Here is a 24,365-nt window from a genome sequence, read left to right as displayed (position 1 = left end):
CTTAAATCGATTCCGATTTAAGGAATTATGCAGTAGCGGGTTCGTTCGGACACGCCAAAGCCACTGCCGCCCGTTGAACGACCTGCGTAATTTCGCTGCTGAAATCGATTCCGATTTGCGACGTCATGCAGTAGGTTCCGGCAAAACTTGAAGCAAGGATATGCATGATGGCAGATATCACCCCTATTCTCGAGCGCGCAGACGCAAACCTGCCGAAGAGCCTGGACAGGCTTTTCGACCTCGTGCGCATCAAGTCGATCTCGACCGATCCGGCCTTCAGGGCCGATTGCCGCAAGGCCGCCGAATGGCTGGTCGCGGAACTGAACGGTCTCGGTTTCACCGCCTCGATCCGCGACACCCCCGGACATCCGATGGTGGTCGCCCATCATGCCGGCGCCACCGCCGATGCCCCGCATGTGCTGTTCTATGGACATTACGACGTCCAGCCGGTCGATCCCTTGAACCTGTGGGATACCGATCCGTTCGAGCCGGGCGTCAAGGAACTGGAGCCCGGCCGCAAGGTCATCACCGGCCGCGGCACCGCCGACGACAAGGGCCAGCTCCTGACCTTCGTCGAGGCGGCCCGCGCCTACAAGGAAGTCCACGGCTCGCTGCCCTGCCGTGTCACCATCCTGTTCGAAGGTGAGGAAGAGTCCGGCTCGCCGTCGCTGAAACCGTTCCTCGAAGCCAATGCGGCGGAACTTAAAGCCGACTATGCGCTTGTCTGCGACACCAGCATGTGGGACCGGGACACGCCTGCGATCTCGGCGGGACTGCGCGGTCTTGTCGGCGAGGAAGTCATCATCAAGGCCGCCGACCGCGACCTGCATTCGGGCTATTTCGGCGGCGCTGCCGCCAACCCGATCCGTATCCTCACCGGCATCCTCGCCGGGCTTCATGACGAAAACAGCCGCGTGACGCTTGAAGGCTTCTACGAAGGCGTCGAGGAAACGCCGGCCCAGATCAAGGCCGGATGGGAAACCCTCGGCCAGACCGCGGAAAAATTCCTCGGCGAAATCGGTCTTTCGATCCCGTCGGGCGAAAAGAACCGCTCGGTGCTCGAATTGACCTGGGCCCGCCCCACCGCCGAGATCAACGGCATCACCGGCGGCTACACCGGCGAAGGCTTCAAGACGGTGATCGCCGCGCAGGCCTCCGCTAAGGTCTCCTTCCGCCTGGTCGGCAACCAGAACCCGGAAAAGATCCGCGAAGCCTTCCGCGCCTATGTGCGCTCGAAGGTGCCGGCGGATTGCACGGTCGAATTCCACGCCCATGGCGGTTCGCCGGCCATCCAGCTGCCTTACGATTCGAACCTGCTCAACACGGCAAAGCTCGCCCTTTCCGACGAGTGGCCGAAGCCGGCGGTGGTCATCGGCATGGGCGGCTCGATCCCGATCGTCGGCGACTTCCAGAAGATGCTCGGCATGGAATCGCTGCTCGTCGGCTTCGGCCTTTCGGACGACCGCATCCATTCGCCCAACGAAAAATACGAGCTGCAGTCCTATCACAAGGGCATTCGTTCCTGGATCCGCATCCTGAACGCGCTTGCCGCCTGATAACGAACGAGGCCGTGGCGGGTCAGCCCGCCACGGCGATCACGCGATCGCCAACAGGATGGCGGCGGGAAGATCGCCCATATTCCACGGCACCGGATTGGCTGCCCACTGGGTGAGAAAGCCCAGCGAAAACGACAGCACCACGCCGACGACGGTCACGGTTCCATTGCGAGAGACCGGCTCGATCGGCTTTTCCTCGTCGTTCTGCATCTGCCCGCCTCCGTTTTACCGTGTCGTCTTCCCGATTTCCTGACCAGACACCGGCCTCTGCCGGGGCATCGATCCTTGACCTGCCCGGCCTCAGATGCTTCCCTTTTGCAAAACAAATCAGAATGGGAAATTGGATCATTGGCAAGTCTGAGGACCGAGACGTCGCGTTGCGGACGCGAAACTGTGACGAGCGGGAGCCGCGATGGCGGCCAGGTTCATGAACAGATGCGTCCCGAGATAAAGGCGACGCCGTCGACGGAGCCTTCGGCCAGGTTTGCGGCAGCGATCGCGACGCCGGCATGAGCAGGTTGCGCGCGTATTTCTGGCCCATCGTCGGGCTAGCCGCGATCATCTTTTCGGTGCATGCGCTCTATCACGAGCTGAGCGGTCTCTCGCTGGACGAATTCCTTGCCAGCTTCACGGCGATTTCGCTGAAAAGCTGGCTTCTGGCGATCGGCGCGACGCTGGTCGCCTATGCAGCGCTTGCCGGCTACGACCGGCTGGCGCTGGATCACCTCGGCCACCGCATCTCGCTCTGGTTCATCACCGTTTGCTCGTTCACCACCTATGCGCTCTCGCACAATCTCGGCGCCTCGGTCTTTTCGGGGGCTGTCGTGCGCTACCGGGCCTACCGATCGAAAGGACTGACTGCCGGCGAAGTCGGTGTGCTCGTCGCCTTCTGCTCGTTCACCTTCACGCTCGGCACCCTGATGCTCTCGGCGATCGTGCTTCTGGTGAAACCGGAGATCATCGAGCGGTTCGCCGAATTCCTGCCGGTCGAGATGTCGTTGACGACGGGCGTGCTGATCCTGCTGGCGATCGCACTCTATGTCATCGGCAGCCTCGTCGGTTTCCCGTCGATCCGCACACGCTGGTTCCATCTGCACTATCCCAAGCCGTCGATCGTGCTGCGGCAGCTGGTCATTGCGCCGGTCGAGCTGATCGGGGCAGCCGGGATCATCTATTTCGCACTACCGGAAGCCGGCAATCCGGGCTTCGTCGTCATTCTCGGGATCTTTCTGGCATCGTTTTCGGCAGCGCTGCTTTCGCACGCGCCAGGCGGGCTTGGCGTGCTGGAGCTCGTCTTCATCGCCGCACTGCCGGAAATGGATCCGGCCGATGTGCTGGCAGCGATGGCGATCTTCCGGATCCTCTACCTCGTCATTCCGTTCGTCATGGCGCTCGCCGTGATCCTGGTGTTCGAGCGATCGCGGTTCCTCGCCGAGCGGCGCGGGCCTATTCAGTAAAGGTCGTCACGGTGCGTTGCAGACAGTTGGCAGCGCCGTCTCCAGTGGTCCCTTCACCTCCCTGAGGCGCGCGGCTTCGATCTGATAGGGCGTGAACGGCGGCACCTGCAGCGACGGGTTGATGATGCGGGTCACATAACAGCCGGCGAAGAACCGCACGCGCGAACGTTTCTCGATCGACTTCACCGCCACCGGTCCCGCCGAATAGATGCTGCCGGCGCCCGCCTCGGTCTTGACCTTGCCGAGCCTGACTTCGACCGAAACGGTGCGGTCATAACCGCGCGTGAAAACCTTGTAGCCGCCGACCGGTTTCGTCTCGCCGAAATAGCCGTAGGCGCGCGCATATTCCTTGCGGTTGATGGCGTTATAGAGCGAGCGAACGAGGGCGGCACCATCCGAGCGGTCGTCGATATGGCCGACATTGTCCTGCGCCAGAGTTTCGGAATTCACGGCGAGCGTGGAAAGCACCAGCGCGGCGGCGGACGGAAACTTCATGGCATTCCTCCTCATCGGCTTTTGCGGCGGCCAACCGAGCACAACATCAAGGCGAAGCCATAGCAGGATTCCCCAAAATATCGATATCGCCGATCAGGCAGGCGGCAGGCCGGCCTTGCGGCGGGCAACGACCCGTTCACGCCAGACCGTGAAGATGCCGGCCGCGACCACGAGCACCGAGCCGGCAATCATGTTGGTGGTCAGCGTCTCGCCGAAAATGCTGACGCCCATGGCCGAGGCGAAGACCAGTTGCAGGTAGGTCAGGGGCTGGACGGCGACCGCGTCCAGAACGTCATAGGCGCGGATGAGAAAATAGTGGCTCGAGGTTCCGGTGATGCATAAGAGCAGCATCCAGCCCCAATCCGGAGGCGACAGCGTCGTCCAGAAGTACGGCCCGACAAGGCTGATCGCCAGGGCACCGACGACACCGGTATAGAAGAAGCTCGTCATCGCCGGATCGTCGCGGCTGACCAGCCGGGTGACGATGACATAGAGGGCAAAGACGAGCGCTGCTGCCAAGGGCAACAGGAATGCCATCTCGAACAGGCCTTCGGCCGGTTTCAGGATCAGGAGAACGCCGGCAAGCCCGACCGAAATCGCCAGCCATCGGCGCCAGCCGACGCGCTCGCCGAGAAGCGGCATCGACAGGAGGGCCACAAACAGCGGCGTCGCGGCAAGGATCGCCTGGGAATGCGCCAGTCCCACCAGCGTGAAAGACGTGATCACCATGACGATCTGCAGCGGCAGCAGCAGCCCGCGCAGCACCTGCAGCAGCGGCCTCCTGGTGGTCGCCGTGACCTTGAGCCCGCCCGACGCGCGAGCGGCCAGCGCCACGGCAAACAGGGCAAAGGCCCAATAGCGGATCATCGCCACGAAGACCGGCGGATAGATACTGCCGAGATGTTTGGAGATGCCGTCCTGGATCGCAAAGATGACGATGGCGAGGAGCGCGTAGATATAACCGTTTGCCTTGGAGCCCATGACCGCGCCGATACACCCGCAGGAGCTATAGGACCAGCAGAATCGCCGCCGTTCAGATGGTTTTGTTCGGGGCGCAAGGGTCCGGACGTGAAAAGAGCCCCGCGCGGGAGGAGGTGCACGGGGCTCTCAAACTTGACCGGTGACTGGGAGGAGGAGTGCCACCGATCCGCATCGGGCGCCGCGGGAGGAGGTGCAGCGCTTCGATAAGTCATATGATAATCATGCGCCGCAATATTTTCAAGGGGAGATTTGCTGCGTCGCACAATCTGTCCGAAAATTGCACCAACCGACCCTTGTCGGTTGCGTTCATTAAGGCAGACTAATATTAAAGGTTGTAAACCACAACCAACGATAATCCAGCGGCGAACGCACATCTTCCTCGACATGCAGCCGTTCTGTGGTTCCTTAGATGTCATTGCACTTAGGAATTGCAGGTCCTTTCATGAAATTATTGCTCCAGATCCCGACCGCGGTCATCGTTCTCCTGATTCTGACGACCTGGCTTGCCAGCTTGCGCCTGGTTGTTCTGCCGCCCGGTTCTTACAAGTTGACTGCGATGACAGCGCTGGTCTTTCAAGGCCACGGCTATCGCCTGGTCGATAGTCCGCAGGCGATGTGCACTCGACAGGCGCATCCGGCGCGCGATTGCAATGCGACCGCGACCAACAAGCTGGCAAAAACCGTCCTGCTGCAACTGCCCTACAGCCAGTGGCTCTACGAGTACACCGATCCGGATCTCAGCAAGCAGGCGAAGCTCGTCGGCGAAACACCGCTGCGGAGTTCGATCGAGTAGAACAACAGCCTACGATCTACCTCCCGCGCCCGACGCAGCGCGCCGAAACAAAATCGTGATTTCGGGCGGATCGCGTTGCGGGTTAGGATTTCGCCGGTGAGCGAGAAGGAGACGATCATGAAGACGCTTCTAGTGGCTCTGGCCGCCGCCGGCCTGTCCGCCTCCGCGGCATTTGCCGAATGCGCCTATCACGCCAAGACTGACGCAGCGATCGACACCGCGACAACGACCGCCAGCATAACGACGGAAAGCCAGCCGGCATCCGAAGAAATGGTGCTGCTGAAAAAGACCGATCGCGTAATTCAGCATGAAAAGACCGCCGAATAAACCGACTGGCCGCTTTCACACGAATGGAAATCGGACAAAAAAAGAAAAACCCTCCTGCTTTCGCAAGAGGGCTTTTCCACTAGAACAGCCGACTAAGCAGCAGTCCGATCAAAGCCACACTGATCCTAAGATCAAGGCCCAATCTGACCGTCTTGGTCGACTGGCTGGCTTCGAGAACGAAGATAGCCTGCATGAGGCGTCTCCCTATCTCTGTGCGTGGCCTTTGGTAACCGCCCATGCACACCAGACCAATGCTGAGAGCTATTTTCCAATTCAACAGCTGGACGGTGGCTCTCATCACGCGGCTGTTTCGTGTTGAATTTCATTTGGTGGTTGCAATCTCAACCGTCAATATGGCTGCGAAAAGTTATTCTTTCGGGATTTTCAGTGCGGCGAATTCAGCGCAACAGCAGCCACGAAATACGAAATAGCAATCATCATGTAACTGAATTGAAGAAGTGTCATGTGGTCGCTCCTTATTGAAGACGACCTCTCAGATACTACATCGCAAATGCCAGATCCTAGGAAATTTCTGACCGTTTAATTTCCTTGACAGCGACAGATCCAGGTCGACAGAGCAGCCGCCCTTGCCGATATCGAGCGTTATTCGGCCACTTTATGTGGCGCTTTTGACGCCCAACACTACTTGCTCCGTTAGCCGATAAGCCACCACAAACAGGATTGAGATTAGGGCAAGTTGTTGAAGACCATGCATATTTTACAAACCGGTTTTTAACCCCCCCTTAAATTGCCGCATTTAAAGTTCACCGCATCGCCGTGGCGGGTCGATCGATCAACTCTCCCCCGCCTTTGAGATTGCGTTCGCCGCTGGGGCGGACGACTGGGCGCCCGCGATGCGGCATGAGGGGTAAATCCAAACGGCATGGCAGCAAGCGGCAAGTCAGGACAACGGATCGAACCCTCGTTCGCCGGCAGTGCCGACAACGACGATGACGATTTTCGCATCGAGGCCAGCGATCGCGTGACCGGCGGCAGCCGCAAACCGGCCGCCCGAGGCAAATCCGCTCCTGCGCCCAAGAAGAAGACGCAGCGCAGCAAGCGCGGCGGAACACGACGCGGCTCCGGCAATGGTGGCGGTTTCATCGGCCTCGTGCGCACGTTGTTTTACTGGTGCATCGTGCTCGGCATCTGGGGGGCGATGGGCGTCGGCGGTCTCGTGCTCTACTATGGCGCGCGCATGCCGAGCGCTGAAAGCTGGTCGATCCCCGAGCGTCCACCCAACGTCAAGATCCTTTCCGTCAACGGCGACATCATCGCCAACCGCGGCACGACCGGCGGCGAAGCGCTGTCGCTGGAAAACATGTCGCCCTACATCCCGCAGGCGGTGATCGCCATCGAGGACCGCCGGTTCTATTCGCATTTCGGCGTCGATCCGCTGGGCCTCGCCCGCGCCATGCTGACGAACGTCACCACCGGCCGGATGGTTCAGGGCGGCTCGACGCTGACCCAGCAGCTTGCCAAGAACCTGTTCCTGTCGCCGGAGCGGACCTTGGAGCGAAAGGTTCAGGAAGTGCTGCTCGCCTTCTGGCTGGAGCAGAAATACTCCAAGGACCAGATCCTGGCGATGTATCTCAACCGGGTGTTCTTCGGCTCGAACGCCTACGGCGTCGAGGCGGCATCGAGACGCTACTTCAACAAATCGGCGCGCGACGTGAACCTCGGCGAAGCGGCGCTGCTGGCCGGCCTGTTGAAGGCGCCCTCCCGCCTGTCGCCCGCCCGTGATCCGAAGGCTGCGGAAGCGCGCGCCCAGGTCGTTCTCGGCGCCATGCGCGAGGAAGGCTTCGTCACCGACAGCGAAATCAAGACGGCAATGTCGCAGACGCCGACCAAGGCCAAGAGCTACTGGTCGGGTGCCGAACACTATGTTGCCGACATGGTGATGGACCAGCTTCCCGGCATGATCGGCGACGTCAAAGAAGACCTGATCGTCGACACCACCATCGACCTCAATCTGGAAAAGAAGGCGGAGGAGGCGATCAGCGCCACGCTTGCTGCCGACGGCGCCAAGCTCGATGCCTCGCAGGCAGCCCTGGTGTCGATCGACGGCACCGGCGCGATCCGCGCGCTGGTCGGGGGCAAGGACTACGCCGAGAGCCAGTTCGACCGCGCCTCCAAGGCGAAGCGTCAACCGGGCTCGGCCTTCAAGCCCTTCGTCTATGCCGCAGCGCTCGAGATCGGCCGCACGCCGATGTCGATCCGCAACGACGGCCCGGTCAGGATCGGCAACTGGACGCCCGAGAATTACGACCAGAAATACCGTGGCGAAGTCACACTCGCCGACGCGCTGGCCAATTCGCTGAACACCATCGCCGCGCAGCTGGTGATGGAGGTCGGCCCGCAGAACGTGGTGAAGGTGGCGCATCGCCTCGGCATCGATTCCGAGATGCAGGCCAATGCCTCGATCGCGCTCGGCACCTCGGAAGTGAGCCTCGTCGAGCTGACCTCGGCCTATGCGCCGTTCATGAACGGCGGCTTCAAGGCGACGCCGCATGTCATCCGCCGGATTTCGAAGGCCGACGGCACGGTGCTCTACGAAAACACCTACGACAACCCGCCGCGGGTGCTCGACCCGGCGATCGTCAGCGAAATGAACCAGATGATGGTGCGGGTACTGACCAACGGCACCGGCAAGAAAGCGCATCTGAAGGGCTGGGAAGCGGCCGGCAAGACCGGAACGACGCAATCCTTCCGCGATGCGCTCTTCGTCGGCTACACCTCGAACCTCACCACCGGCGTCTGGTTCGGCAATGACGACGGTAAGTCGATGAAAAAAGTCACCGGCGGCGGCCTGCCCGCCAGGGCCTGGCACGACTTTATGGTGGCCGCGCATGAAGGGCTTTCGCCCTCGCCGCTGTTCGGCACCACAGGAGTGCAGCCGGTCTTCGACGACGGCGGCGCGCCGCCTGCCGCGACGGGAGACATGCTTTCCGGCGATCCGAACGCGTTTCCGGAACCGCCTGATGGCGTCGACGGCTCGATCGCTGTACAGCAGACCCGGCCCTTGCCTGAAGGTAACGGCGGCATGGTGCCGCCGGCCGATGTCGGCGAGACCACCGGCGCCACCAAGCGCACGACGCTTTTCGATATCCTGACGGGCGGCTGAGGCGGCGCAAACGGCGCCGTCCTGCGGCTTTGGCGCCGCCGCCGCGGCGGGCCGGGCGCCTGTTGCGCGCCGCGTTCCAAAAACGCAGGCTTGCTTTTGCCCCCAATCGCCCCGCAGAATGCCTTGCAGTCCGAAACGCCGGTCCTTATATACGCCGCATCGGCGCAGCCACCGCTGCGAAGAAATCCAAAGACCATCCCGTTAGGGGCTGTCTCACGAATGCCTGACCGGGTTCCGACAGTCCGCTGCAAGGAGAGAACGACATGGCTAAAGTTATTGGTATTGACCTGGGAACGACCAACTCCTGCGTTGCCGTCATGGACGGAAAAGACGCGAAGGTGATCGAAAATGCCGAGGGCGCGCGCACGACCCCCTCGATGGTGGCATTCAGCGAAGACGGCGAACGTCTCGTTGGCCAGCCGGCCAAGCGCCAGGCGGTCACCAATCCGGAAAACACGCTTTTTGCGATCAAGCGCCTGATCGGCCGCACCTTCCAGGATCCGACCACGCAAAAAGACAAGGCCATGGTGCCTTACAAGATTACCAAGGCCGACAATGGCGACGCCTGGGTCGAAGCGCACGGCACGGACTATTCGCCGTCGCAGATCTCCGCCATGATTCTTCAGAAGATGAAGGAAACCGCCGAATCCTACCTCGGTGAAAAGGTCGAGAAGGCCGTCATCACCGTTCCGGCCTACTTCAACGACGCCCAGCGCCAGGCAACCAAGGATGCCGGCAAGATCGCTGGCCTTGAAGTGCTGCGCATCATCAACGAGCCGACCGCTGCCGCGCTCGCCTACGGCCTCGACAAGAAGGACGGCAAGACGATCGCCGTCTACGACCTTGGCGGCGGCACCTTCGATATCTCGGTTCTCGAAATCGGCGACGGCGTCTTCGAAGTGAAGTCGACCAACGGCGACACCTTCCTCGGTGGTGAAGACTTCGACATGCGTCTCGTCGAATACCTCGCCGGCGAGTTCAAGAAGGAACAGGGCATCGACCTGAAGAACGACAAGCTCGCTCTTCAGCGCCTCAAGGAGGCTGCCGAAAAGGCCAAGATCGAGCTGTCTTCGTCGCAGCAGACCGAAATCAACCTGCCGTTCATCACGGCGGACGCTTCCGGTCCGAAGCACCTGACGATGAAGCTGACCCGCGCCAAGTTCGAAGCGCTTGTCGACGACCTGATCCAGCGCACCGTTGCTCCGTGCAAGGCCGCGCTCAAGGATGCCGGCGTCTCGGCTGCCGAAATCGACGAAGTCGTTCTCGTCGGCGGCATGAGCCGCATGCCGAAGGTCCAGGAAACCGTGAAGCAGCTGTTCGGCAAGGAGCCGCACAAGGGCGTGAACCCGGATGAAGTCGTGGCCATGGGTGCTGCGATCCAGGCCGGCGTCCTGCAGGGCGACGTCAAGGACGTCCTGCTGCTCGACGTGACCCCGCTGTCGCTCGGCATCGAAACGCTCGGCGGCGTCTTCACCCGCCTGATCGAACGCAACACGACGATCCCGACCAAGAAGTCGCAGACCTTCTCGACCGCCGACGACAACCAGTCGGCCGTGACGATCCGCGTCTCCCAGGGCGAGCGCGAAATGGCAGCCGACAACAAGCTGCTCGGCCAGTTCGATCTCGTCGGCATTCCGCCGGCACCGCGCGGCATGCCGCAGATCGAAGTGACCTTCGACATCGACGCCAACGGCATCGTGCAGGTCTCGGCCAAGGACAAGGGTACGGGCAAGGAACACCAGATCCGCATCCAGGCATCCGGTGGCCTGTCCGACGCCGACATCGAGAAGATGGTCAAGGACGCCGAGGCCAATGCCGAAGCCGACAAGAAGCGCCGCGAAGGCGTGGAAGCGAAGAACCAGGCCGAAAGCCTGATCCATTCTTCGGAAAAGTCGCTGAAGGACTATGGCGACAAGGTTTCGGAAACCGACCGCAACGCGATCTCCGAGGCCATTGCCGCGCTGAAGACCGCTGTCGAGGCCTCCGAGCCGGACGCCGAAGACATCAAGGCCAAGACCAACACGCTGATGGAAGTCTCCATGAAGCTTGGTCAGGCGATCTATGAGGCCCAGCAGACGGACGCCGCCCATGCGGACGCCGCCGCTGACGCCGCCCGCGACGGCGATGTCGTCGATGCGGACTATGAAGAAGTCAACGACGAAGACGACCGTAAGCGGTCGGCCTAAGTCGCTCTCTCCTAGAGACGGAAAAGCCCGGGGTGACCCGGGCTTTTTTGTTGCTCCCATCCCTCGCAAGCTCGCGCCAGGCGGCTTGTGATGGGCACCAGCCCCCGACGATCCACGTTGCTGAGACTGCCACCACAGGGCAATGTCGCCGACATGGGCGCTGCCAAATGGAGCCAAGACGGTGCAAGACCGGCACAAACGTCATTTTTCCGACAAAAAACCGCGTCCGCGGCCCGATGGGCTATGGTATCGCGCTTCAAGGTTTACTAAATCCAGTGGCAAGGTAACCAGGCCGCCGCCGGGCCCCCGCGCTGGCACGCCTTGTCAACAGGACAATCTTTGAAGAATGAAACGTGATCTTTACGAAACGCTTGGCGTTGCCAAGAACGCGGATGAGAAGGAGCTGAAGAGCGCCTTCCGCAAACTGGCGATGCAGTATCATCCGGACAAGAACCCCGGCGACGCCGCCTCGGAAAAGACCTTCAAGGAAATCAACCAAGCCTACGAGACGCTCAAGGACCCGCAGAAGCGAGCGGCCTATGATCGCTACGGCCACGCGGCCTTCGAGCAAGGCGGCATGGGCAACGGCTTCGGCGGTGGCGCCGGCGGCGCCGGCGGTTTCTCGGACATCTTCGAAGACATCTTTGGCGAGATGATGGGTGGCGGGCGCCAGCGGCGTTCGTCGGGTGGCCGCGAGCGCGGCGCCGATCTGCGCTACAACATGGAAATCTCGCTGGAAGAGGCCTATTCCGGCAAGACCGCACAGATCCGGGTGCCGACCTCGATCACCTGCGATGTCTGCACCGGGTCCGGCGCCAAGCCCGGGACCAGCCCGAAGACCTGCGGAACCTGTCAGGGCTCCGGCCGCGTACGCGCCGCCCAGGGTTTCTTCTCGATCGAGCGCACCTGCCCGACCTGCGGCGGCCGTGGCCAGACGATCACCGATCCCTGCACCAAGTGCCACGGCCATGGCCGCGTCACTGAGGAGCGCACGCTCTCCGTCAACATTCCGGCCGGCATCGAAGACGGCACCCGCATTCGCCTCTCCGGCGAAGGGGAAGCGGGCCTGCGCGGCGGACCGGCGGGCGATCTCTACATCTTCCTCTCGGTCAAGCCGCACGAGTTCTACCAGCGCGACGGCGCCGATCTCTATTGCAGCGTGCCGATCTCGATGACGACGGCGGCGCTGGGCGGCAAGTTCGACGTCACCACGCTCGACGGCACCAAGTCGCGCGTGACCGTGCCGGAAGGCACCCAGGCCGGCAAGCAGTTCCGCCTGAAGGGCAAGGGCATGCCGGTGCTGCGTTCCAGCCAGACCGGCGATCTCTACATCCAGATGCAGATCGAGACGCCGCAGAAGCTGACCAAGCGCCAGCGCGAGCTGCTGCAGGAATTCGAGCAGATCTCGTCGAAGGACAACAACCCGGAATCCGCCGGCTTCTTCGCCCGAATGAAGGATTTCTTCGACACGCTGAGCGACTGACGCCGAGCGGTCACCCCAAGATCACGTCATGGCCGCAAGCTGCCACAGCCCGGCCATGACGATCAGCGCGCCCGCGATGCGGGACAGTATGCGGCCGCCGGGCACGACCTTTTCCGCAAGCACGAAAATGGCGATCGCCGCGATCCACAGGACGTTCATCACCCCGCCGATGAACAGGAGCGCCATCAGCGCCCAGCAACAGCCGACGCAATAAAGACCGTGGAGAAGTCCGAGCCGGTAGGCGCCGCCCGCGTCGCGGCGAAAGCCGCCATGGTTCTGGATGAACATGAGCGGCGCCTGGCACTGCCGCAGGCAGGCGTCCTTCAGCGGTGTCCATTGAAACAACCCGATCGAAATCAGGATGACACTGCTGAGAATGCGGCTGGCGCTGGCCAGCATCGGCGTCAGCAGCAAGGCGGCCTCCAGCAGCCATTGCCCGAGCGTTGCCGCCAGAGCGAACAGGATCCAGGCACAGAGATAGCCGCCGGCAAAGAAGCCGGTGGCGGCAAACGGCTTGTCGTCGAGCGCCGCCTGCCGCCCGACATGGGCGTAGAGCAGGATCATCGGCGTCGCCGAAGGCGTCATCATGCCCACCATCATCATCGCCCACATGACAAAGGCATAGGCGAAGGTCGAAGCGCTCCAGGGTCGGAGGTTAACGTCGGCCATCGAGACCATGGCACCCGGCGACATGTCCATGCCCATGTCGTCACCGGCGCCCATATCCATGGTCATGACGCCGCTCATGCCATCGCCTGAGGGTGGCATGACCGCCATGGCATCCATGCCGGTTGCCAGCCAAAGGATATAGAGCCAGGTAACCCCGGTCAGTGCCAACAGCGCGACCGCGACGATGACGCGGTCGCGCCTTAGAAGCGTTTCGAGCGCGGTGTCGACCATGGGCGTCAGTGAACCACGCCGCTTTCGGTCAGATGCATGCTGGCGAAATGGGCGTGCGAATCCGGGATGGACAGCGTCAGCGGCCCCTTCGTATCGGCCCATCCGCGGCCGACCTCGCAGAGATCATATTCGAAGCCCTGCGGCAGGTTGATGCGCGCCTGATGCGGATTGCCGGTGACCGGGTTCAGGATCGGCTCGCCGCGCGCCTCGATCCAGCCGGGCACATTCAGCCGCGCTGTCCGTGCACGCACATCAACGTCGAACTCAATATCGGCAAAGACGGGATCGTGAAAAGTTTCGAAGGTGGTGGCAAACACCTGGAAGAAGGTCGCGCCCGGCTCCGTATCCTGGCCGCTCATGATGCGCAGCAGCGACTCGCGCTGCGCCGGCGTGGCGCGGATGTCGACGATGGGCACGACCTGCCCCCTGCCCTCGTGGATCGCGCCGGGCCAGACGGCGATCATCCCGCATTTCAGCCCGTCAAGGCGCGTTTCCCCGTGATGACCGCTTTCGATTTTAAACCCGCCGACCGCGCTGCAATTGCCGTGGGTCGGCCTCGCATTGAACTGGCAGGGGCAGCCATAGGCGCAATTGCAATGAATGAATTCTCGCCCCTTGATCGTCCATCTGACACTCGTCATCGTCTCCTCCGGGATCTGATCGGTGTGGGATCTGTTTCATTCTCCTCGAATGCACGGCAATTCATTAGAATGAAAAAAATATACTCTTCTCGGTGACCTATGCCAACGCCGGAGGCGGCGTGCCTGCGGCCAGGGACGGCCTTCGCCGCCGCCCGACGCCGAACGGCGGGCGGCGGCGACAAGCAACGGTCAGAGCGTGGCCATGCCGCCGTCGATGATCAGTTCGGCGCCGACCGTAAACGCGGCCTCGTCGGAGGCGAGAAAGACGATTGCCTTGGCGATCTCGCTGGCGTCGCCGAAGCGGCCGAGCGGGATCTGTGCGGCGATCGACGCGACAATCTCCTTGTTCTCCGCCGGCGTCGCACCGTGCCCGTCGTGCAGCGGCGTCCGGATCGGGCCGGGGCTGACGGCATTGACGCGAATGCCGCGACCGATGAGTTCACCCGAAAGCGTCTTGGCGAGGGACAGGAGCGCTGCCTTGCTGAGCGCATAGACGCTGGAGGTCGGCATGCCGATATGGGCGTTGATCGAGGTGTTGAGCACGATCGAGGCCGGCTTGGAAAAGATCGGCAGCAACGCCTGGATCAGGAAGAACGGACCCTTGACGTTGATGTTCAGCGTCTGGTCGAAGCTGGCTTCATCCCATTTTTCGAGCGGCTGGAGCTTGGCGATACCGGCGTTGACGAAAAGAATGTCGAGATGGCCGAAGGCAGCCTTGACCTCTTCTGCAACCGCGGTCTGTCCGGCGGCGTTACCGGCATCCGCCTGGATGATGACGGCGCCGTCTCCGAGCACCTTGCGCGCTTCGGCGATGTTCTTCGGATTGGTGCCGGTAACAGCGACCCTTGCACCCTCGGCGATGAACTGGCGCGCCGTCTCGAGACCGATGCCGCTGGTACCGCCGGTGATGAGCGCGGTCTTGTTCTGCAAACGTGACATGATGGAGTTCCTTCTGTTGGGTTTGGCTTGGGACCGGTCTTCTTTCCATCGACCGCTGTCCTTCGATGCCGATAGATATGGCCGAAGATCGCCGTTCGGATTAGTCTGCCAATGATGGAACTCGAATTCGGAAATGCCGAACGATGCTGAAGATCGAAGGAATTGCTGCCTTTGTCACCGTCGCGGAAGCCGGCTCGATCAGCGAGGCGGCACGCCGGCTGCGGCTGTCGAAATCCGTGATCAGCGAACGGGTCGCCGAGCTGGAGCGCAGCCTGAACGCAACACTCTTGCATCGCACTACGCGCAAGCTGACGCTCACCGAGGACGGCATCGCCTTTCGCGAGCGCGCGGTGCGGATCGTCGGCGAGGTGCAGGCCGCCGCCAGCGATCTGGCCGAGCGCCGCGGAACGCTGACCGGGCCGCTGCGGATCGCCGCCCCCGTCAGCTTCGGCCGCCTGCATCTCGGGCCGGCGCTCCATCCGTTTCTGGCGGCGCATCCCGAAATCGAACTGACGCTCGATCTCGACGACCGCCGGGTCGACGTCGCCTCGGAAGGTTATGACGCCATCGTGCGCCACGGGGTCATCGCCGATTCGCGACTGATCGTCTGGAAACTTGCCAGGAGCCGGCGCCTGCTGGTCGCCTCGCCCGACTATCTCGAGCGCAACGGCGCGCCGGCCTCGCTTGCCGAACTCAATGATCACCGCGGCATCTTCTACACCAACAGCGGCGCCTCCGACTGGCGGTTCGAGGGACCGACCGGTTCGACTGTCATCCGCGCCCGCATGGCGCTCAGGATCAACAATGGCGACATGATCCACGACGCCGCCGTCGCCGGGCTTGGCATTGGCCTGCTGCCGGCCTTCATCTGTGGTCCCGCGGTGCGCGACGGTCGACTGCGCGAGATCGATGTCGGTTTTCGCCCGGAACCGGAGTTCATCTACATGGCCCATCCCGAGGGCCGGCGGACCTCGACCAAACTGCGGGCAATTGCCGAACATCTGCAGAGGGCCTTTGGCGATCCTCCGCACTGGGATCCGTGAGCCGCCGGCATCACGCGGCGAAACCCAAATCGTCTGGCACAATGGCGGCACCGGCGGCTACCGATCGTTCGTCGGCTTCCGTCCGGCGACCGGCGTCGGCGTGGTTGTCCTGTCGAACACGGCGACGGAGGTCGGCGTCGACGACATCGGCGTGCATCTGCTCGACAGAGAGAGGCCACTTGCGCCCGCGCCGGTTCGACGCGTCGCGATCACGCTCGAGCCGGCGGCCTACGATAGCTATGTCGGCACCTATCGTCTGGCGCCCGATTTCGATCTGACGGTGTTTCGCGACGGCGATCGGTTGTTTGCGCAGGCAACGGGCCAGGGGCGGATCGAAATCTTCCCGGAGGCAGAGCATCGCGTCTTTGCAAAGTCGGTCGATGCGCAGTTGACGTTCGAGGTACCGGCCGGTGCGCGCGCAGCGCGGCTGACACTGCATCAGAATGGGCACGACAGCCCGGCACCGCGCGTGAGCGACTGACGCGCCTCGATTTCAGAAGTGTTCCGCCCCCGGCATTCGGCCGGAGGCGGATAGGATCACAGGAACAGATCGACTGCGAGGTAGGTGAGCGCCGAGATCGCCGCAGCGGCGGGCATGGTCACGAACCAGGCGATGACGATGTTGCCGGCAAGGCCCCAACGCACCGCCGAGACACGCTTGGCGGCACCCACGCCGATGATGGCACCGGTGATCGTGTGGGTGGTCGAGACCGGAATGCCGAGCCAGGTGGCGGCAAACAGCGTGATGGCGCCGCCGGTTTCCGCGCAGAAGCCCTGCATCGGATTAAGCTTGGTGATCTTCGAGCCCATCGTATGCACGATGCGCCAGCCGCCGAACAGCGTGCCGAGCGCGATCGCCGCCTGGCAGGTGATCACCACCCAGAACGGCACGTAGAACTCGGAACCGAGATAGCCCTGTGAAAACAAGAGCACGGCGATGATGCCCATGGTCTTCTGCGCATCATTGCCGCCGTGGCCGAGCGAATAGAGCGAGGCCGAGATGAACTGCATCACCCGGAAGGTACGGTCGACGGCAAACGGCGTCTGGCGGACGAACAGCCAGGACACGATGAGGATCAGCAACAGCGCCAGGAAGAAGCCGATCATCGGCGACATGAAGATGGCGCCAACGGTCTTCAACAGGCCGGTCCAGACGATGGCGTCACCGCCGGTGCGCGCCAGGCCGGCGCCGACCAGGCCGCCGATCAGCGCGTGCGACGAGCTCGATGGGATGCCGAAGATCCAGGTCGCGATGTTCCAGACGATCGCTCCGATCAGCGCCGAAAAGATCACCAGCGGCGTTACGATGGTGGGATCGATAATGCCTTTGCCCAACGTTTCGGCCACATGCAGGCCGAAGAACAGGAAGGCGATGAAATTGAAGAACGCCGCCCACATGACCGCATATTGCGGCCGGAGCACCCGGGTCGAAACGATGGTTGCGATCGAGTTGGCGGCGTCGTGCAGGCCGTTGAGAAAATCGAAGAACAGTGCGATCGCGATCAGTGCGATCAGCAGCGGCAGGGCGAGCGTCGCGTCCATCAGACGTTCTCGATCACGATGCCGCTGATCTCGTTGGCGACGTCCTCGAAGCGGTCGACGACCTTCTCGAGCTCGCCGTAGATCTCGCTGCCGATGATATAGGCCATGGCATTGTTGGCGCCGTGGCGGCGGAAGAGATCCTTCAGACCCTGGTCGTGCAATTCGTCGGACCGGCCTTCGATGCGCGTGATTTCCTCGGCAATGGCGATGAGCCGGCCGTGGTTGACGCCGATGCGGTCGAGCAGCGGGATGGCCTCTGCGATCAGATGCGCCGCCTGGACGACGATGGCGCCCATTTCCCTCATGCCCGGATCGAAGGTCTTCTGTTCAAAGAGCCGGATGGTCTTGACCGTCTTGTGCATCATGTCGATGGCATCATCCATCGACTGGATCAGATCCTTGATGTCGCCACGATCGAACGGCGTGATGAAGGAGCGGCGAACGGCCAAAAGCACGTCGCGGGTAATGTTGTCCGCCTCGTCTTCGAGCGCGACGATCCGGTCGCAGTGCTTCTCGAGGTCGTCGCCGCCGGCCAGAAGCTTGTCGAGCGCGTCGGCGGCACCGACGACCGTGCGCGAATGGTGTGCGAAGAGATCAAAGAAGCGGTCTTCGCGGGGAAGGAGTTTGCGGAACCAAGCCAGCATCACAAATATGTCCGTTCGTGGATTGTCATGCGGCTGTCATATTGTACGCAAGCCATCAAGAAAAGCGCCGAACTGCAGGGATCGTAAGGCTTTCCCCGCCGATATGGAGCAATTTTGCCCGGCAACGGCACAGGCCGCCTTTCGTCTTGCCTTGGCGACCGCTTTCGTCCTACTGCATAGTTCCTTAAATCGGCATCGATTTAAGGCGAAAATTATGCAGCGAGTTTAAAGTGTTACAGTGTCCCTTGCGCGTCCTGTTCGACGCGCGGCGCTGTAGCTGGCGCCGAAGTCGAATCCGGACCCGAAATGCCACAAAAGGTTTTTCTCAATCGCCTGAAGCTAAGCGAGTTCCGCAATTATGCGGCGCTGTCGCTGGCGCTCGACGAGAGGCACATCGTGCTCACCGGCGAGAACGGCGCCGGCAAGACCAATCTGATGGAAGCGGTGTCGTTTCTCTCTCCCGGCCGTGGCCTCAGGCGTGCGGCCTATGCCGATGTCGCCCGCGTCGGCGCGAGCGACGGCTTCTCGGTCTTTGCCGAAGTGATGGGCATGGAAGGCCCGGTCGAGATCGGCACCGGCACCGCCGGCACCAGTGAGGGCCAGTCGCGACGCCTGCGGCTGAACGGCACGACAGCGAGTGCGGTCGACGAACTGACCGACCATCTGCGCGTGCTGTGGCTGACGCCGGCCATGGACGGGCTCTTCACCGGCCCATCGACCGATCGCCGCCGCTTCCTCGATAGGCTCGTGCTTTCGCTCGATCCCGAGCATGGGCGACGTGCCGGCGAATTCGACCGCGCCATGCGCAGCCGCAACCGGCTCTTGAGTGAGTTTCGCCCTGATCCTGCCTGGCTAACCGCGATCGAACGCGAGATGGCCGGGCTCGGCGTGTCGATGGCGCTGGCGCGGCAGGAGATGCTGGGCCTGCTGACGGCGCTTGTCGAAAGAAACACCGGCGACAGCGTCTTTCCGTCCGCCCGCCTGGCGCTTGCGGGTTTCCTCGACGAGGAGAGCCACAGGCCGGCCTTCGACCTCGAGGAGCAATATCTGACCATGCTGCGCGAGGGTCGGCCCCGCGATGCAGCCGCCGGACGCACGCTGGACGGGCCGCATCGCACCGACCTCTTGATCCGCCACCGCGAAAAGGACATGGAGGCCGAGCGCTGCTCGACGGGTGAACAGAAGGCGCTGCTTGTCGGCCTGGTTCTCGCCCATGCGCGCCTTGTCGGCGACATGACCGGCCATGCTCCCATTTTGCTGCTCGACGAAATCGCCGCTCATCTCGACATGGGCCGGCGCGCCGCCCTTTTCGATCTCGTCGACGGGCTCGGCGGCCAAGCCTTCATGACCGGCACGGACCGTGCGATGTTCGACGCGCTCGGCGATCGCGGCCGGTTCCTGACGGTGGAACACGGAAGCGTTTCGGGATGATGGAGCCGATCATGGAAAGTATCCACGCATGACAAACACCAGCCTCGACCCATCGGAAATTGCCCGCTATGCGCGCCACATCATCCTGCCGGAACTCGGCGGTGCGGGGCAGCAGAAACTCAAGGCGGCGCGCATTCTCGTCATAGGCGCCGGCGGCCTCGGCGCTCCCGTTCTTCAATACCTTGCCGCCGCCGGCATCGGCACGCTCGGCGTTGTCGATGATGACGTCGTCTCCCTGTCGAACCTGCAGCGGCAGGTGATCCACCGGACGGCTGATGTTGGTCAGGCAAAGGTCGAGAGCGCCTCGGCAGCGATCGGCGCGCTCAATCCGCATGTGGTGGTCGAGACGCATCCGTTTCGCCTGGCCGCCGACAATGCCGAAGCGCTGTTTCGCCAGTATGACCTGGTGATCGACGGATCGGACAATTTCGACACGCGCTATCTCGCCGCCGATACGGCCGCCGCCGTCGGCATACCGCTGGTCACCGGCGCGGTCGGCCGCTTCGACGGTTCGCTCACGGTGCTGATGCCCTATCGCGCGGGCAAGGATGGGGAACCGAACCCCTCCTATCGCGATCTCTTTCCGGAAGCTCCGCCGCCCGGCGTCGTCCCCTCCTGCGCCGAGGCAGGCATCATCGGCGCCCTCACCGGCATTATTGGAACATTGCAGGCTATGGAAGCCATCAAGGTGATTGCAGGAATTGGCGAACCGCTGGTCGGCCGGCTGTTGATGTATGACGCGCTTTCGGCGCAGTTCAGCACCATCCGCTATCACCGGCGCAAGAGCGAGCGGGCGGACTGATGCAGATCGTCCGGATCGATGCGACCTTCGATCGCTACGATGAATTGCTGACGCTGATCCTGCATGCCTTCGCCTATATGGACGGGCGGATCGATCCGCCGTCCTCGGCGCATGCGCTGACAAATGAAGGGCTGAAGAAAAAAGCGTCGGCAGAAATCGGCTTCGTCGCCGTCGACGGCTCAGTGCTTGCCGGCTGCATCTTCTGCAAGCCGGAGATCGACTGTCTCTATATCGGCAAGCTTGCGGTCGCCGCAGCCTACCAGAAAAAAGGCGTCGGCCGGCTGCTGCTTGCAAGCGCCGAAGAAGCAGCGCGCAACCGCCGCCTGCCGGCTCTGAGGCTGCAGACCCGGATCGAACTGATCGAGAACCACCGGACGTTCGCGGCCTGGGGCTTTGTCGAAACCGGCAGGACTGCTCACTCGGGCTTTACCCGCCCCACCACCATCGAGATGCGCAAGACGCTCTGATCAGTCACGGATCAATCGCGACCGGGCAGCACCCGGTCGGGTGGCCGGTGACCGTCGAAGAAGGTGCGGATATTGATCACCACCTTGTCGCCCATGTCGATGCGGCCCTCGAGCGTCGCCGAACTCATATGCGGCAACAGCACGACCTTGCCCTCGCCCGCGAGCTTGATGAGCTTGGGATTGACCGCAGGCTCGTTCTCGAAGACGTCGAGACCGGCACCGGCGATCTTGCCTTCACGCAGGCACTTGATCAGCGCTGTCTCATCGATGATGCCGCCGCGCGCGGTGTTGACGATATAGCTTTCCGGGCGCATCAGCGCCAGGCGACGGGCGGAAAGCAGATGATAGGTCGCCGGTGTCGACGGGCAATTGACCGAGACGATATCGACGCGGGCAAGCATCTGGTCGAGGCTGTCCCAGTAGGTCGCCTCCAGCATCTCCTCGGTCTCGGCCTTGACCCGATGCCGGTTGTGATAGTGGATCGACAGGCCGAAGGCCTTGGCGCGGCGCGCGACCGCGGTGCCGATGCGGCCCATGCCGACGATACCGATGCGCTTGCCGGCGATGCGCCGGCCAAGCATCCAGGTCGGAGACCAGCCGGCCCATTCGCCCTTGCGGTCGGTCAGGATCTGCGCACCTTCGGCAAGCCGACGCGGCACGGCGAGAATGAGCGCCATCGCCATGTCGGCGGTGTCCTCGGTCAACACGTTCGGCGTGTTGGTGACGGTGATACCCTTGCGTGCGGCCGCGTCGACGTCGATGTTGTCGACGCCGTTGGAAAAGCTCGCAATCAGCTTCAGCTGTGGCCCGGCCTGCTCGATCAACGCCGCGTCGATGCGATCGGTCACCGTTGGCACGAGTACGTCGGCGCGCTTGACCGCCGCCACAAGCTCCGGCTGGCTGCGCGGCGTGTCATCGATGTTCAGCTCGGCGTCGAACAGCTCTCGCATTCTGGTTTCGACGATATCCGGCAATTTCCGGGTGATGTAGACCTTGGGCTTCTTCTTGCTTGTCATTGCTGCGATGGGCCTCGTTGACGGGTCCTTAACCAAGTTGGGCGATACTTTCTCCCTGTAGCCGCAATTTCTACCAGACCCGGTCGGGAAGACAAACAAAACTCGCTGCGTCGTCCCCGCGATTTACGCCCCGGCCAAGAGCCTTGGGTGAATTGCGCCTGCAAGTTGCCACGGAAAATGAGCTTCGTCATGCGTCACGTCATTTCCAAACTCTCGTCAGCGTTGATCGCCGCCTGCATTGGCGCGGTCATCACGGCTTCGGGCGCCCATGCCCAGGCCGCAAAGGGGGCCAGCGGATTGCCGCTGCCGCGATTCGTCAGCCTGAAGGCCAAGAGCGTCAACCTACGCATCGGCCCGAGTGTCGACTACGCGGTGGCGTTCCGTTACCTCAGGCCCGGCGTGCCGGTGGAAATCATCCAGGAATACGATAACTGGCGCCGCATCCGCGATGCGGACGGCACCGAAGGCTGGGTGAATCAGGCCCTTCTGTCCGGCGACCGCACCGCCGTCACCGCGCCATGGATGCGCGGCAAGGGCGAAGGCGTCTTCGTCAATCTGCGCCGCGAACCGCAGAGCACGGCGGCCATCGTTGCCCGCATGGAGCCCGGCGTCGTCATCCACGTCGGTGAATGCAACGGCGACTGGTGCCACATCGAAACCCAGGGTGTCGAAGGCTGGATCGTCCAGAGCGAGATCTGGGGCGCCTATCCCGGCGAAGCCTTTAAATAAAGGCTGCTGCATAGTTCCTTGAATCGGAATCGATTTAAGGACAAAATTATGCAGCAACTCAAAGTGTTACAGCGTCCTTAGTGCGTCATATTTGACGCGCGGCGCTGTAAGCCCACTCTAACATAGGAAGAAAAGGCAAGAGCGTTTCCGGTCTGAACGGAGTCGCAGAAACGCTCTATCTCTTTTTCTACGTATTTCCTGACGGAAACCGCTTCGCACTTTTCCAGGAAATGCTCCCCCTCGCCTCAGGCGAGCTCGGCCTGCCTGGCGGCAGCGGCAAGCGAGACCATCGGCCTCGGGCCGATCTGGCCAATGACGATACCGGCTGCAAGGTTGCCAAGCTTGCTGCAATCTTCGAGCGACCGCCCGCTCGTATATCCGTGGAGAAAGCCGGCGGCGTAGAGATCGCCCGCCCCGGTGGTATCAACCACCTGCGCAAGCGGTGTCGCGCCGACGCGGACGCGTTCTGTGCCGCGTACGACGACGGAGCCTTCTTCGCTCAAGGTGACGGCTGCAAGCTTGCAGTCCTTCGACAGCTTTTCCAGCGCCAGATCGAAATTCTCGGTCTCGTAGAGTGCCAGCGCTTCCTGCTTGTTGGCAAAGACGATGTCGACGGTGCCGGAGCGCATCAGGTCGAGAAACTCGTCGCGGTAGCGGTGGACGCAGAAACTGTCCGACAGGGTCATTGCGGTTTCGCGGCCGTTTTCATGGGCGATCTTGGCGGCCTCGCGGATCGCATCCTTGGCGCGCGGCGGATCCCAGAGGTAGCCTTCGAAATAGGTGACCTTGGACTGGGCGACGACGTCGGCTTCCACATCCTCCGGGCCAAGCTCGACACAGGCGCCGAGATAGGTGTTCATCGAGCGCTCGCCGTCCTCGGTGACGAAGATCATCGAGCGCGCCGTCGGCGGCACGCTTTCGAGCGGCCTGGTCTGGAAATAGACGCCCTGGGCGCGAATGTCGTGCGCGAAGATCTCGCCGAGCTGGTCGTTGGTCGTCTTGCCGAAATAGGCCGCGCGTCCACCAAGGCTGGCGACGCCGGCCGCGGTATTGCCGGCACTGCCGCCGGAGGCTTCCACCGCAGGACCCATGCGCGAGTACAACAGCTCCGCACGGTCGGCGTCGATGAGGTTCATCGCGCCCTTGATGATGCCATTCTCACTCAGAAAGCCGTCATCGCAGCGCGCAATGATATCCACGATCGCATTGCCGATCGTCAGCACGTCGTATTTTGTCATGAACTCCGTCCAGTTTCCCTAAAGGCCGGTGTTCGTTAATAGCGGTTTTCCAGCCATTTGGAAGACAAAACACGCACGCCAGCGATCATTCCGTCGGCAAGGCGCTTGCATCGTAGGCGGCCGCAAACTCGGCGCTCGGCGGGATCGGCTTGATGACGTCGATCAGCACGCCATTGGGGTCAGCGGTGATAAAATGGCGCTGGCCGAAGTCTTCGTCGCAGATCGCCTTCAGGATCGGCAGCCCGGCCGCCTGGCAATCGGCATAGACCGCATCGGGATCCTCGACCTCGAAGTTGAGGAGCAGGCCACTGACCGGCGCCCGGCCCTCTTCCGGGATCGTTTCATGGCGATAATCGAGAACGGCCAGCGTCACCGTCTCGGATTCCGTCGACTGCAGATGCACGTACCAATCGCTGGTGAACAGCGCCTGGAAGCGAAAGTTGTCGATGTAGAATGCCGCGGTTGCTGCAACGTCTGATGTCATGATCACTGGATAGTAGCTCGTCGATTTCATGGCTTTCCCTCACGGCCGCATTATCATACAATCTGCATGTATTTTCCAATTAACATA

General features: G+C 62.3%; 24 protein-coding genes. 13 read left to right on the top strand and 11 right to left on the bottom strand.

The features are described from left to right. Positions 1 to 164 precede the first annotated feature (164 nt). On the top strand, positions 165 to 1,556 hold the full coding sequence (locus BC360_RS22900) for a M20/M25/M40 family metallo-hydrolase (RefSeq protein ID WP_139110165.1): 1,392 nt from the start codon (positions 165 to 167) through the stop codon (positions 1,554 to 1,556). A 39-nt stretch (positions 1,557 to 1,595) separates the two neighbouring features. On the opposite strand, the gene BC360_RS32215 is transcribed toward BC360_RS22900, so the two are convergent. Then, entirely contained in the window at positions 1,596 to 1,766 is a 171-nt protein-coding gene (locus BC360_RS32215; RefSeq protein ID WP_161491388.1) for a hypothetical protein, read from the bottom strand. Between the two features lie 299 nt (positions 1,767 to 2,065). Here BC360_RS32215 and BC360_RS22895 point away from each other — a divergent pair, with 299 nt between their 5' ends. Further along, entirely contained in the window at positions 2,066 to 3,013 is a 948-nt protein-coding gene (locus BC360_RS22895) for a lysylphosphatidylglycerol synthase transmembrane domain-containing protein (RefSeq protein ID WP_065784841.1), read from the top strand. 6 nt (positions 3,014 to 3,019) lie between these two features. Here BC360_RS22895 and BC360_RS22890 read toward each other — a convergent pair whose 3' ends face one another. Both BC360_RS22890 and BC360_RS22885 read right to left on the bottom strand, forming a co-directional pair. Then, positions 3,020 to 3,508: a hypothetical protein gene (locus BC360_RS22890; protein ID WP_065797028.1), complete on the bottom strand. Its 489-nt coding sequence runs from the start codon at positions 3,506 to 3,508 to the stop codon at positions 3,020 to 3,022. A gap of 93 nt (positions 3,509 to 3,601) precedes the next feature. After that, positions 3,602 to 4,489, bottom strand: a complete 888-nt coding sequence (locus BC360_RS22885) for a DMT family transporter (protein ID WP_065797027.1) — start codon at positions 4,487 to 4,489, stop codon at positions 3,602 to 3,604. A 442-nt stretch (positions 4,490 to 4,931) separates the two neighbouring features. Between BC360_RS22885 and BC360_RS22880 the strand changes: the two genes are divergently transcribed. The 5 genes from BC360_RS22880 (at position 4,932) to dnaJ (ending at position 12,402) form a co-directional block, all read left to right on the top strand. Continuing rightward, positions 4,932 to 5,282 carry a hypothetical protein gene (locus tag BC360_RS22880; protein WP_139110164.1) on the top strand — a complete coding sequence of 117 codons (351 nt, stop codon included), beginning with the start codon at positions 4,932 to 4,934 and terminating at the stop codon, positions 5,280 to 5,282. Between the two features lie 117 nt (positions 5,283 to 5,399). Next, on the top strand, positions 5,400 to 5,609 hold the full coding sequence (locus tag BC360_RS22875) for a hypothetical protein (protein WP_065797025.1): 210 nt from the start codon (positions 5,400 to 5,402) through the stop codon (positions 5,607 to 5,609). Positions 5,610 to 6,492: 883 nt separating this feature from the next. Continuing rightward, positions 6,493 to 8,733, top strand: a complete 2,241-nt coding sequence (locus BC360_RS22865; protein WP_065797023.1) for a transglycosylase domain-containing protein — start codon at positions 6,493 to 6,495, stop codon at positions 8,731 to 8,733. 263 nt (positions 8,734 to 8,996) lie between these two features. Further along, the gene (gene dnaK, locus BC360_RS22860; protein ID WP_065784835.1) at positions 8,997 to 10,919 is read left to right on the top strand and encodes a molecular chaperone DnaK; all 1,923 of its coding nucleotides are present in this window, start codon (positions 8,997 to 8,999) and stop codon (positions 10,917 to 10,919) included. Between the two features lie 346 nt (positions 10,920 to 11,265). Continuing rightward, positions 11,266 to 12,402, top strand: a complete 1,137-nt coding sequence (gene dnaJ / locus BC360_RS22855) for a molecular chaperone DnaJ (RefSeq protein ID WP_065784834.1) — start codon at positions 11,266 to 11,268, stop codon at positions 12,400 to 12,402. A gap of 21 nt (positions 12,403 to 12,423) precedes the next feature. Here the strand turns inward: dnaJ and BC360_RS22850 are convergent, their stop codons facing one another. From BC360_RS22850 to BC360_RS22840, 3 genes are all read right to left on the bottom strand, one after another. After that, entirely contained in the window at positions 12,424 to 13,302 is an 879-nt protein-coding gene (locus BC360_RS22850; protein WP_139110163.1) for a DUF2182 domain-containing protein, read from the bottom strand. A 5-nt stretch (positions 13,303 to 13,307) separates the two neighbouring features. After that, positions 13,308 to 13,943: a DUF1326 domain-containing protein gene (locus BC360_RS22845; protein ID WP_065797022.1), complete on the bottom strand. Its 636-nt coding sequence runs from the start codon at positions 13,941 to 13,943 to the stop codon at positions 13,308 to 13,310. Between the two features lie 189 nt (positions 13,944 to 14,132). After that, positions 14,133 to 14,882, bottom strand: a complete 750-nt coding sequence (locus tag BC360_RS22840; protein ID WP_065797021.1) for an SDR family oxidoreductase — start codon at positions 14,880 to 14,882, stop codon at positions 14,133 to 14,135. A 143-nt stretch (positions 14,883 to 15,025) separates the two neighbouring features. Here BC360_RS22840 and BC360_RS22835 point away from each other — a divergent pair, with 143 nt between their 5' ends. Both BC360_RS22835 and BC360_RS32565 read left to right on the top strand, forming a co-directional pair. After that, entirely contained in the window at positions 15,026 to 15,925 is a 900-nt protein-coding gene (locus tag BC360_RS22835; protein ID WP_065797020.1) for a LysR family transcriptional regulator, read from the top strand. After that, positions 15,897 to 16,406 (top strand): DUF3471 domain-containing protein, encoded by a 510-nt coding sequence (locus BC360_RS32565; protein WP_065797019.1) that lies wholly within the window; start codon positions 15,897 to 15,899, stop codon positions 16,404 to 16,406. Before BC360_RS22835 ends, BC360_RS32565 begins: the two co-directional genes overlap by 29 nt. A gap of 56 nt (positions 16,407 to 16,462) precedes the next feature. Here the strand turns inward: BC360_RS32565 and BC360_RS22825 are convergent, their stop codons facing one another. Both BC360_RS22825 and BC360_RS22820 read right to left on the bottom strand, forming a co-directional pair. Beyond that, positions 16,463 to 17,467, bottom strand: coding sequence for an inorganic phosphate transporter (locus tag BC360_RS22825; protein ID WP_065784829.1), 1,005 nt, complete (start codon positions 17,465 to 17,467; stop codon positions 16,463 to 16,465). Next, positions 17,467 to 18,111 (bottom strand): DUF47 domain-containing protein, encoded by a 645-nt coding sequence (locus BC360_RS22820; RefSeq protein ID WP_065784828.1) that lies wholly within the window; start codon positions 18,109 to 18,111, stop codon positions 17,467 to 17,469. The genes BC360_RS22825 and BC360_RS22820 overlap by 1 nt, the downstream gene beginning before the upstream one ends. Positions 18,112 to 18,417: 306 nt before the next feature. On the opposite strand from BC360_RS22820, the gene recF reads away from it, so the two are divergent. Genes recF through BC360_RS22805 form a run of 3 tightly spaced genes read left to right on the top strand, consistent with a single transcriptional unit; the run spans position 18,418 to position 20,811 of the window. Continuing rightward, on the top strand, positions 18,418 to 19,542 hold the full coding sequence (gene recF / locus BC360_RS22815) for a DNA replication/repair protein RecF (protein ID WP_065797018.1): 1,125 nt from the start codon (positions 18,418 to 18,420) through the stop codon (positions 19,540 to 19,542). Between the two features lie 28 nt (positions 19,543 to 19,570). Then, positions 19,571 to 20,344, top strand: coding sequence for a molybdopterin-synthase adenylyltransferase MoeB (locus BC360_RS22810; RefSeq protein ID WP_065797017.1), 774 nt, complete (start codon positions 19,571 to 19,573; stop codon positions 20,342 to 20,344). Then, positions 20,344 to 20,811, top strand: coding sequence for a GNAT family N-acetyltransferase (locus tag BC360_RS22805; protein WP_065784825.1), 468 nt, complete (start codon positions 20,344 to 20,346; stop codon positions 20,809 to 20,811). The genes BC360_RS22810 and BC360_RS22805 overlap by 1 nt, the downstream gene beginning before the upstream one ends. A gap of 11 nt (positions 20,812 to 20,822) precedes the next feature. On the opposite strand, the gene BC360_RS22800 is transcribed toward BC360_RS22805, so the two are convergent. Next, positions 20,823 to 21,827: a 2-hydroxyacid dehydrogenase gene (locus tag BC360_RS22800; RefSeq protein WP_053252511.1), complete on the bottom strand. Its 1,005-nt coding sequence runs from the start codon at positions 21,825 to 21,827 to the stop codon at positions 20,823 to 20,825. Between the two features lie 177 nt (positions 21,828 to 22,004). On the opposite strand from BC360_RS22800, the gene BC360_RS22795 reads away from it, so the two are divergent. Then, positions 22,005 to 22,556 (top strand): SH3 domain-containing protein, encoded by a 552-nt coding sequence (locus tag BC360_RS22795; protein WP_139110162.1) that lies wholly within the window; start codon positions 22,005 to 22,007, stop codon positions 22,554 to 22,556. A gap of 245 nt (positions 22,557 to 22,801) precedes the next feature. On the opposite strand, the gene BC360_RS22790 is transcribed toward BC360_RS22795, so the two are convergent. Together BC360_RS22790 and BC360_RS22785 are read right to left on the bottom strand one after the other, a co-directional pair. Continuing rightward, positions 22,802 to 23,794 (bottom strand): adenosine kinase, encoded by a 993-nt coding sequence (locus BC360_RS22790; protein ID WP_065784824.1) that lies wholly within the window; start codon positions 23,792 to 23,794, stop codon positions 22,802 to 22,804. A gap of 85 nt (positions 23,795 to 23,879) precedes the next feature. Further along, positions 23,880 to 24,308 carry a VOC family protein gene (locus BC360_RS22785; RefSeq protein WP_065784823.1) on the bottom strand — a complete coding sequence of 143 codons (429 nt, stop codon included), beginning with the start codon at positions 24,306 to 24,308 and terminating at the stop codon, positions 23,880 to 23,882. Positions 24,309 to 24,365: the final 57 nt, after the last annotated feature.

It is taken from the genome of Ensifer sp. LC163 (assembly GCF_001695855.1).
In the GTDB taxonomy this organism is placed as follows: domain Bacteria; phylum Pseudomonadota; class Alphaproteobacteria; order Rhizobiales; family Rhizobiaceae; genus Ensifer.
The sequence above is the reverse complement of the archived record's forward strand: the minus strand, read 5'-3'. Positions and strand labels throughout refer to the sequence as shown.

Excerpts from the sequence above, each read along its gene's own strand:
- BC360_RS22900 (WP_139110165.1), top strand. The coding sequence starts at position 165 with ATGATGGCAGATATCACCCCTATTCTCGAGCGCGCAGACGCAAACCTG.
- BC360_RS32215 (WP_161491388.1), bottom strand. The coding sequence starts at position 1,766 with ATGCAGAACGACGAGGAAAAGCCGATCGAGCCGGTCTCTCGCAATGGA.
- BC360_RS22895 (WP_065784841.1), top strand. The coding sequence starts at position 2,066 with ATGAGCAGGTTGCGCGCGTATTTCTGGCCCATCGTCGGGCTAGCCGCG.
- BC360_RS22890 (WP_065797028.1), bottom strand. The coding sequence starts at position 3,508 with ATGAAGTTTCCGTCCGCCGCCGCGCTGGTGCTTTCCACGCTCGCCGTG.
- BC360_RS22885 (WP_065797027.1), bottom strand. The coding sequence starts at position 4,489 with ATGGGCTCCAAGGCAAACGGTTATATCTACGCGCTCCTCGCCATCGTC.
- BC360_RS22880 (WP_139110164.1), top strand. The coding sequence starts at position 4,932 with ATGAAATTATTGCTCCAGATCCCGACCGCGGTCATCGTTCTCCTGATT.
- BC360_RS22875 (WP_065797025.1), top strand. The coding sequence starts at position 5,400 with ATGAAGACGCTTCTAGTGGCTCTGGCCGCCGCCGGCCTGTCCGCCTCC.
- BC360_RS22865 (WP_065797023.1), top strand. The coding sequence starts at position 6,493 with ATGGCAGCAAGCGGCAAGTCAGGACAACGGATCGAACCCTCGTTCGCC.
- dnaK (WP_065784835.1), top strand. The coding sequence starts at position 8,997 with ATGGCTAAAGTTATTGGTATTGACCTGGGAACGACCAACTCCTGCGTT.
- dnaJ (WP_065784834.1), top strand. The coding sequence starts at position 11,266 with ATGAAACGTGATCTTTACGAAACGCTTGGCGTTGCCAAGAACGCGGAT.
- BC360_RS22850 (WP_139110163.1), bottom strand. The coding sequence starts at position 13,302 with ATGGTCGACACCGCGCTCGAAACGCTTCTAAGGCGCGACCGCGTCATC.
- BC360_RS22845 (WP_065797022.1), bottom strand. The coding sequence starts at position 13,943 with ATGACGAGTGTCAGATGGACGATCAAGGGGCGAGAATTCATTCATTGC.
- BC360_RS22840 (WP_065797021.1), bottom strand. The coding sequence starts at position 14,882 with ATGTCACGTTTGCAGAACAAGACCGCGCTCATCACCGGCGGTACCAGC.
- BC360_RS22835 (WP_065797020.1), top strand. The coding sequence starts at position 15,026 with ATGCTGAAGATCGAAGGAATTGCTGCCTTTGTCACCGTCGCGGAAGCC.
- BC360_RS22825 (WP_065784829.1), bottom strand. The coding sequence starts at position 17,467 with ATGGACGCGACGCTCGCCCTGCCGCTGCTGATCGCACTGATCGCGATC.
- BC360_RS22820 (WP_065784828.1), bottom strand. The coding sequence starts at position 18,111 with ATGCTGGCTTGGTTCCGCAAACTCCTTCCCCGCGAAGACCGCTTCTTT.
- recF (WP_065797018.1), top strand. The coding sequence starts at position 18,418 with ATGCCACAAAAGGTTTTTCTCAATCGCCTGAAGCTAAGCGAGTTCCGC.
- BC360_RS22810 (WP_065797017.1), top strand. The coding sequence starts at position 19,571 with ATGACAAACACCAGCCTCGACCCATCGGAAATTGCCCGCTATGCGCGC.
- BC360_RS22805 (WP_065784825.1), top strand. The coding sequence starts at position 20,344 with ATGCAGATCGTCCGGATCGATGCGACCTTCGATCGCTACGATGAATTG.
- BC360_RS22800 (WP_053252511.1), bottom strand. The coding sequence starts at position 21,827 with ATGACAAGCAAGAAGAAGCCCAAGGTCTACATCACCCGGAAATTGCCG.
- BC360_RS22795 (WP_139110162.1), top strand. The coding sequence starts at position 22,005 with ATGAGCTTCGTCATGCGTCACGTCATTTCCAAACTCTCGTCAGCGTTG.
- BC360_RS22790 (WP_065784824.1), bottom strand. The coding sequence starts at position 23,794 with ATGACAAAATACGACGTGCTGACGATCGGCAATGCGATCGTGGATATC.
- BC360_RS22785 (WP_065784823.1), bottom strand. The coding sequence starts at position 24,308 with ATGAAATCGACGAGCTACTATCCAGTGATCATGACATCAGACGTTGCA.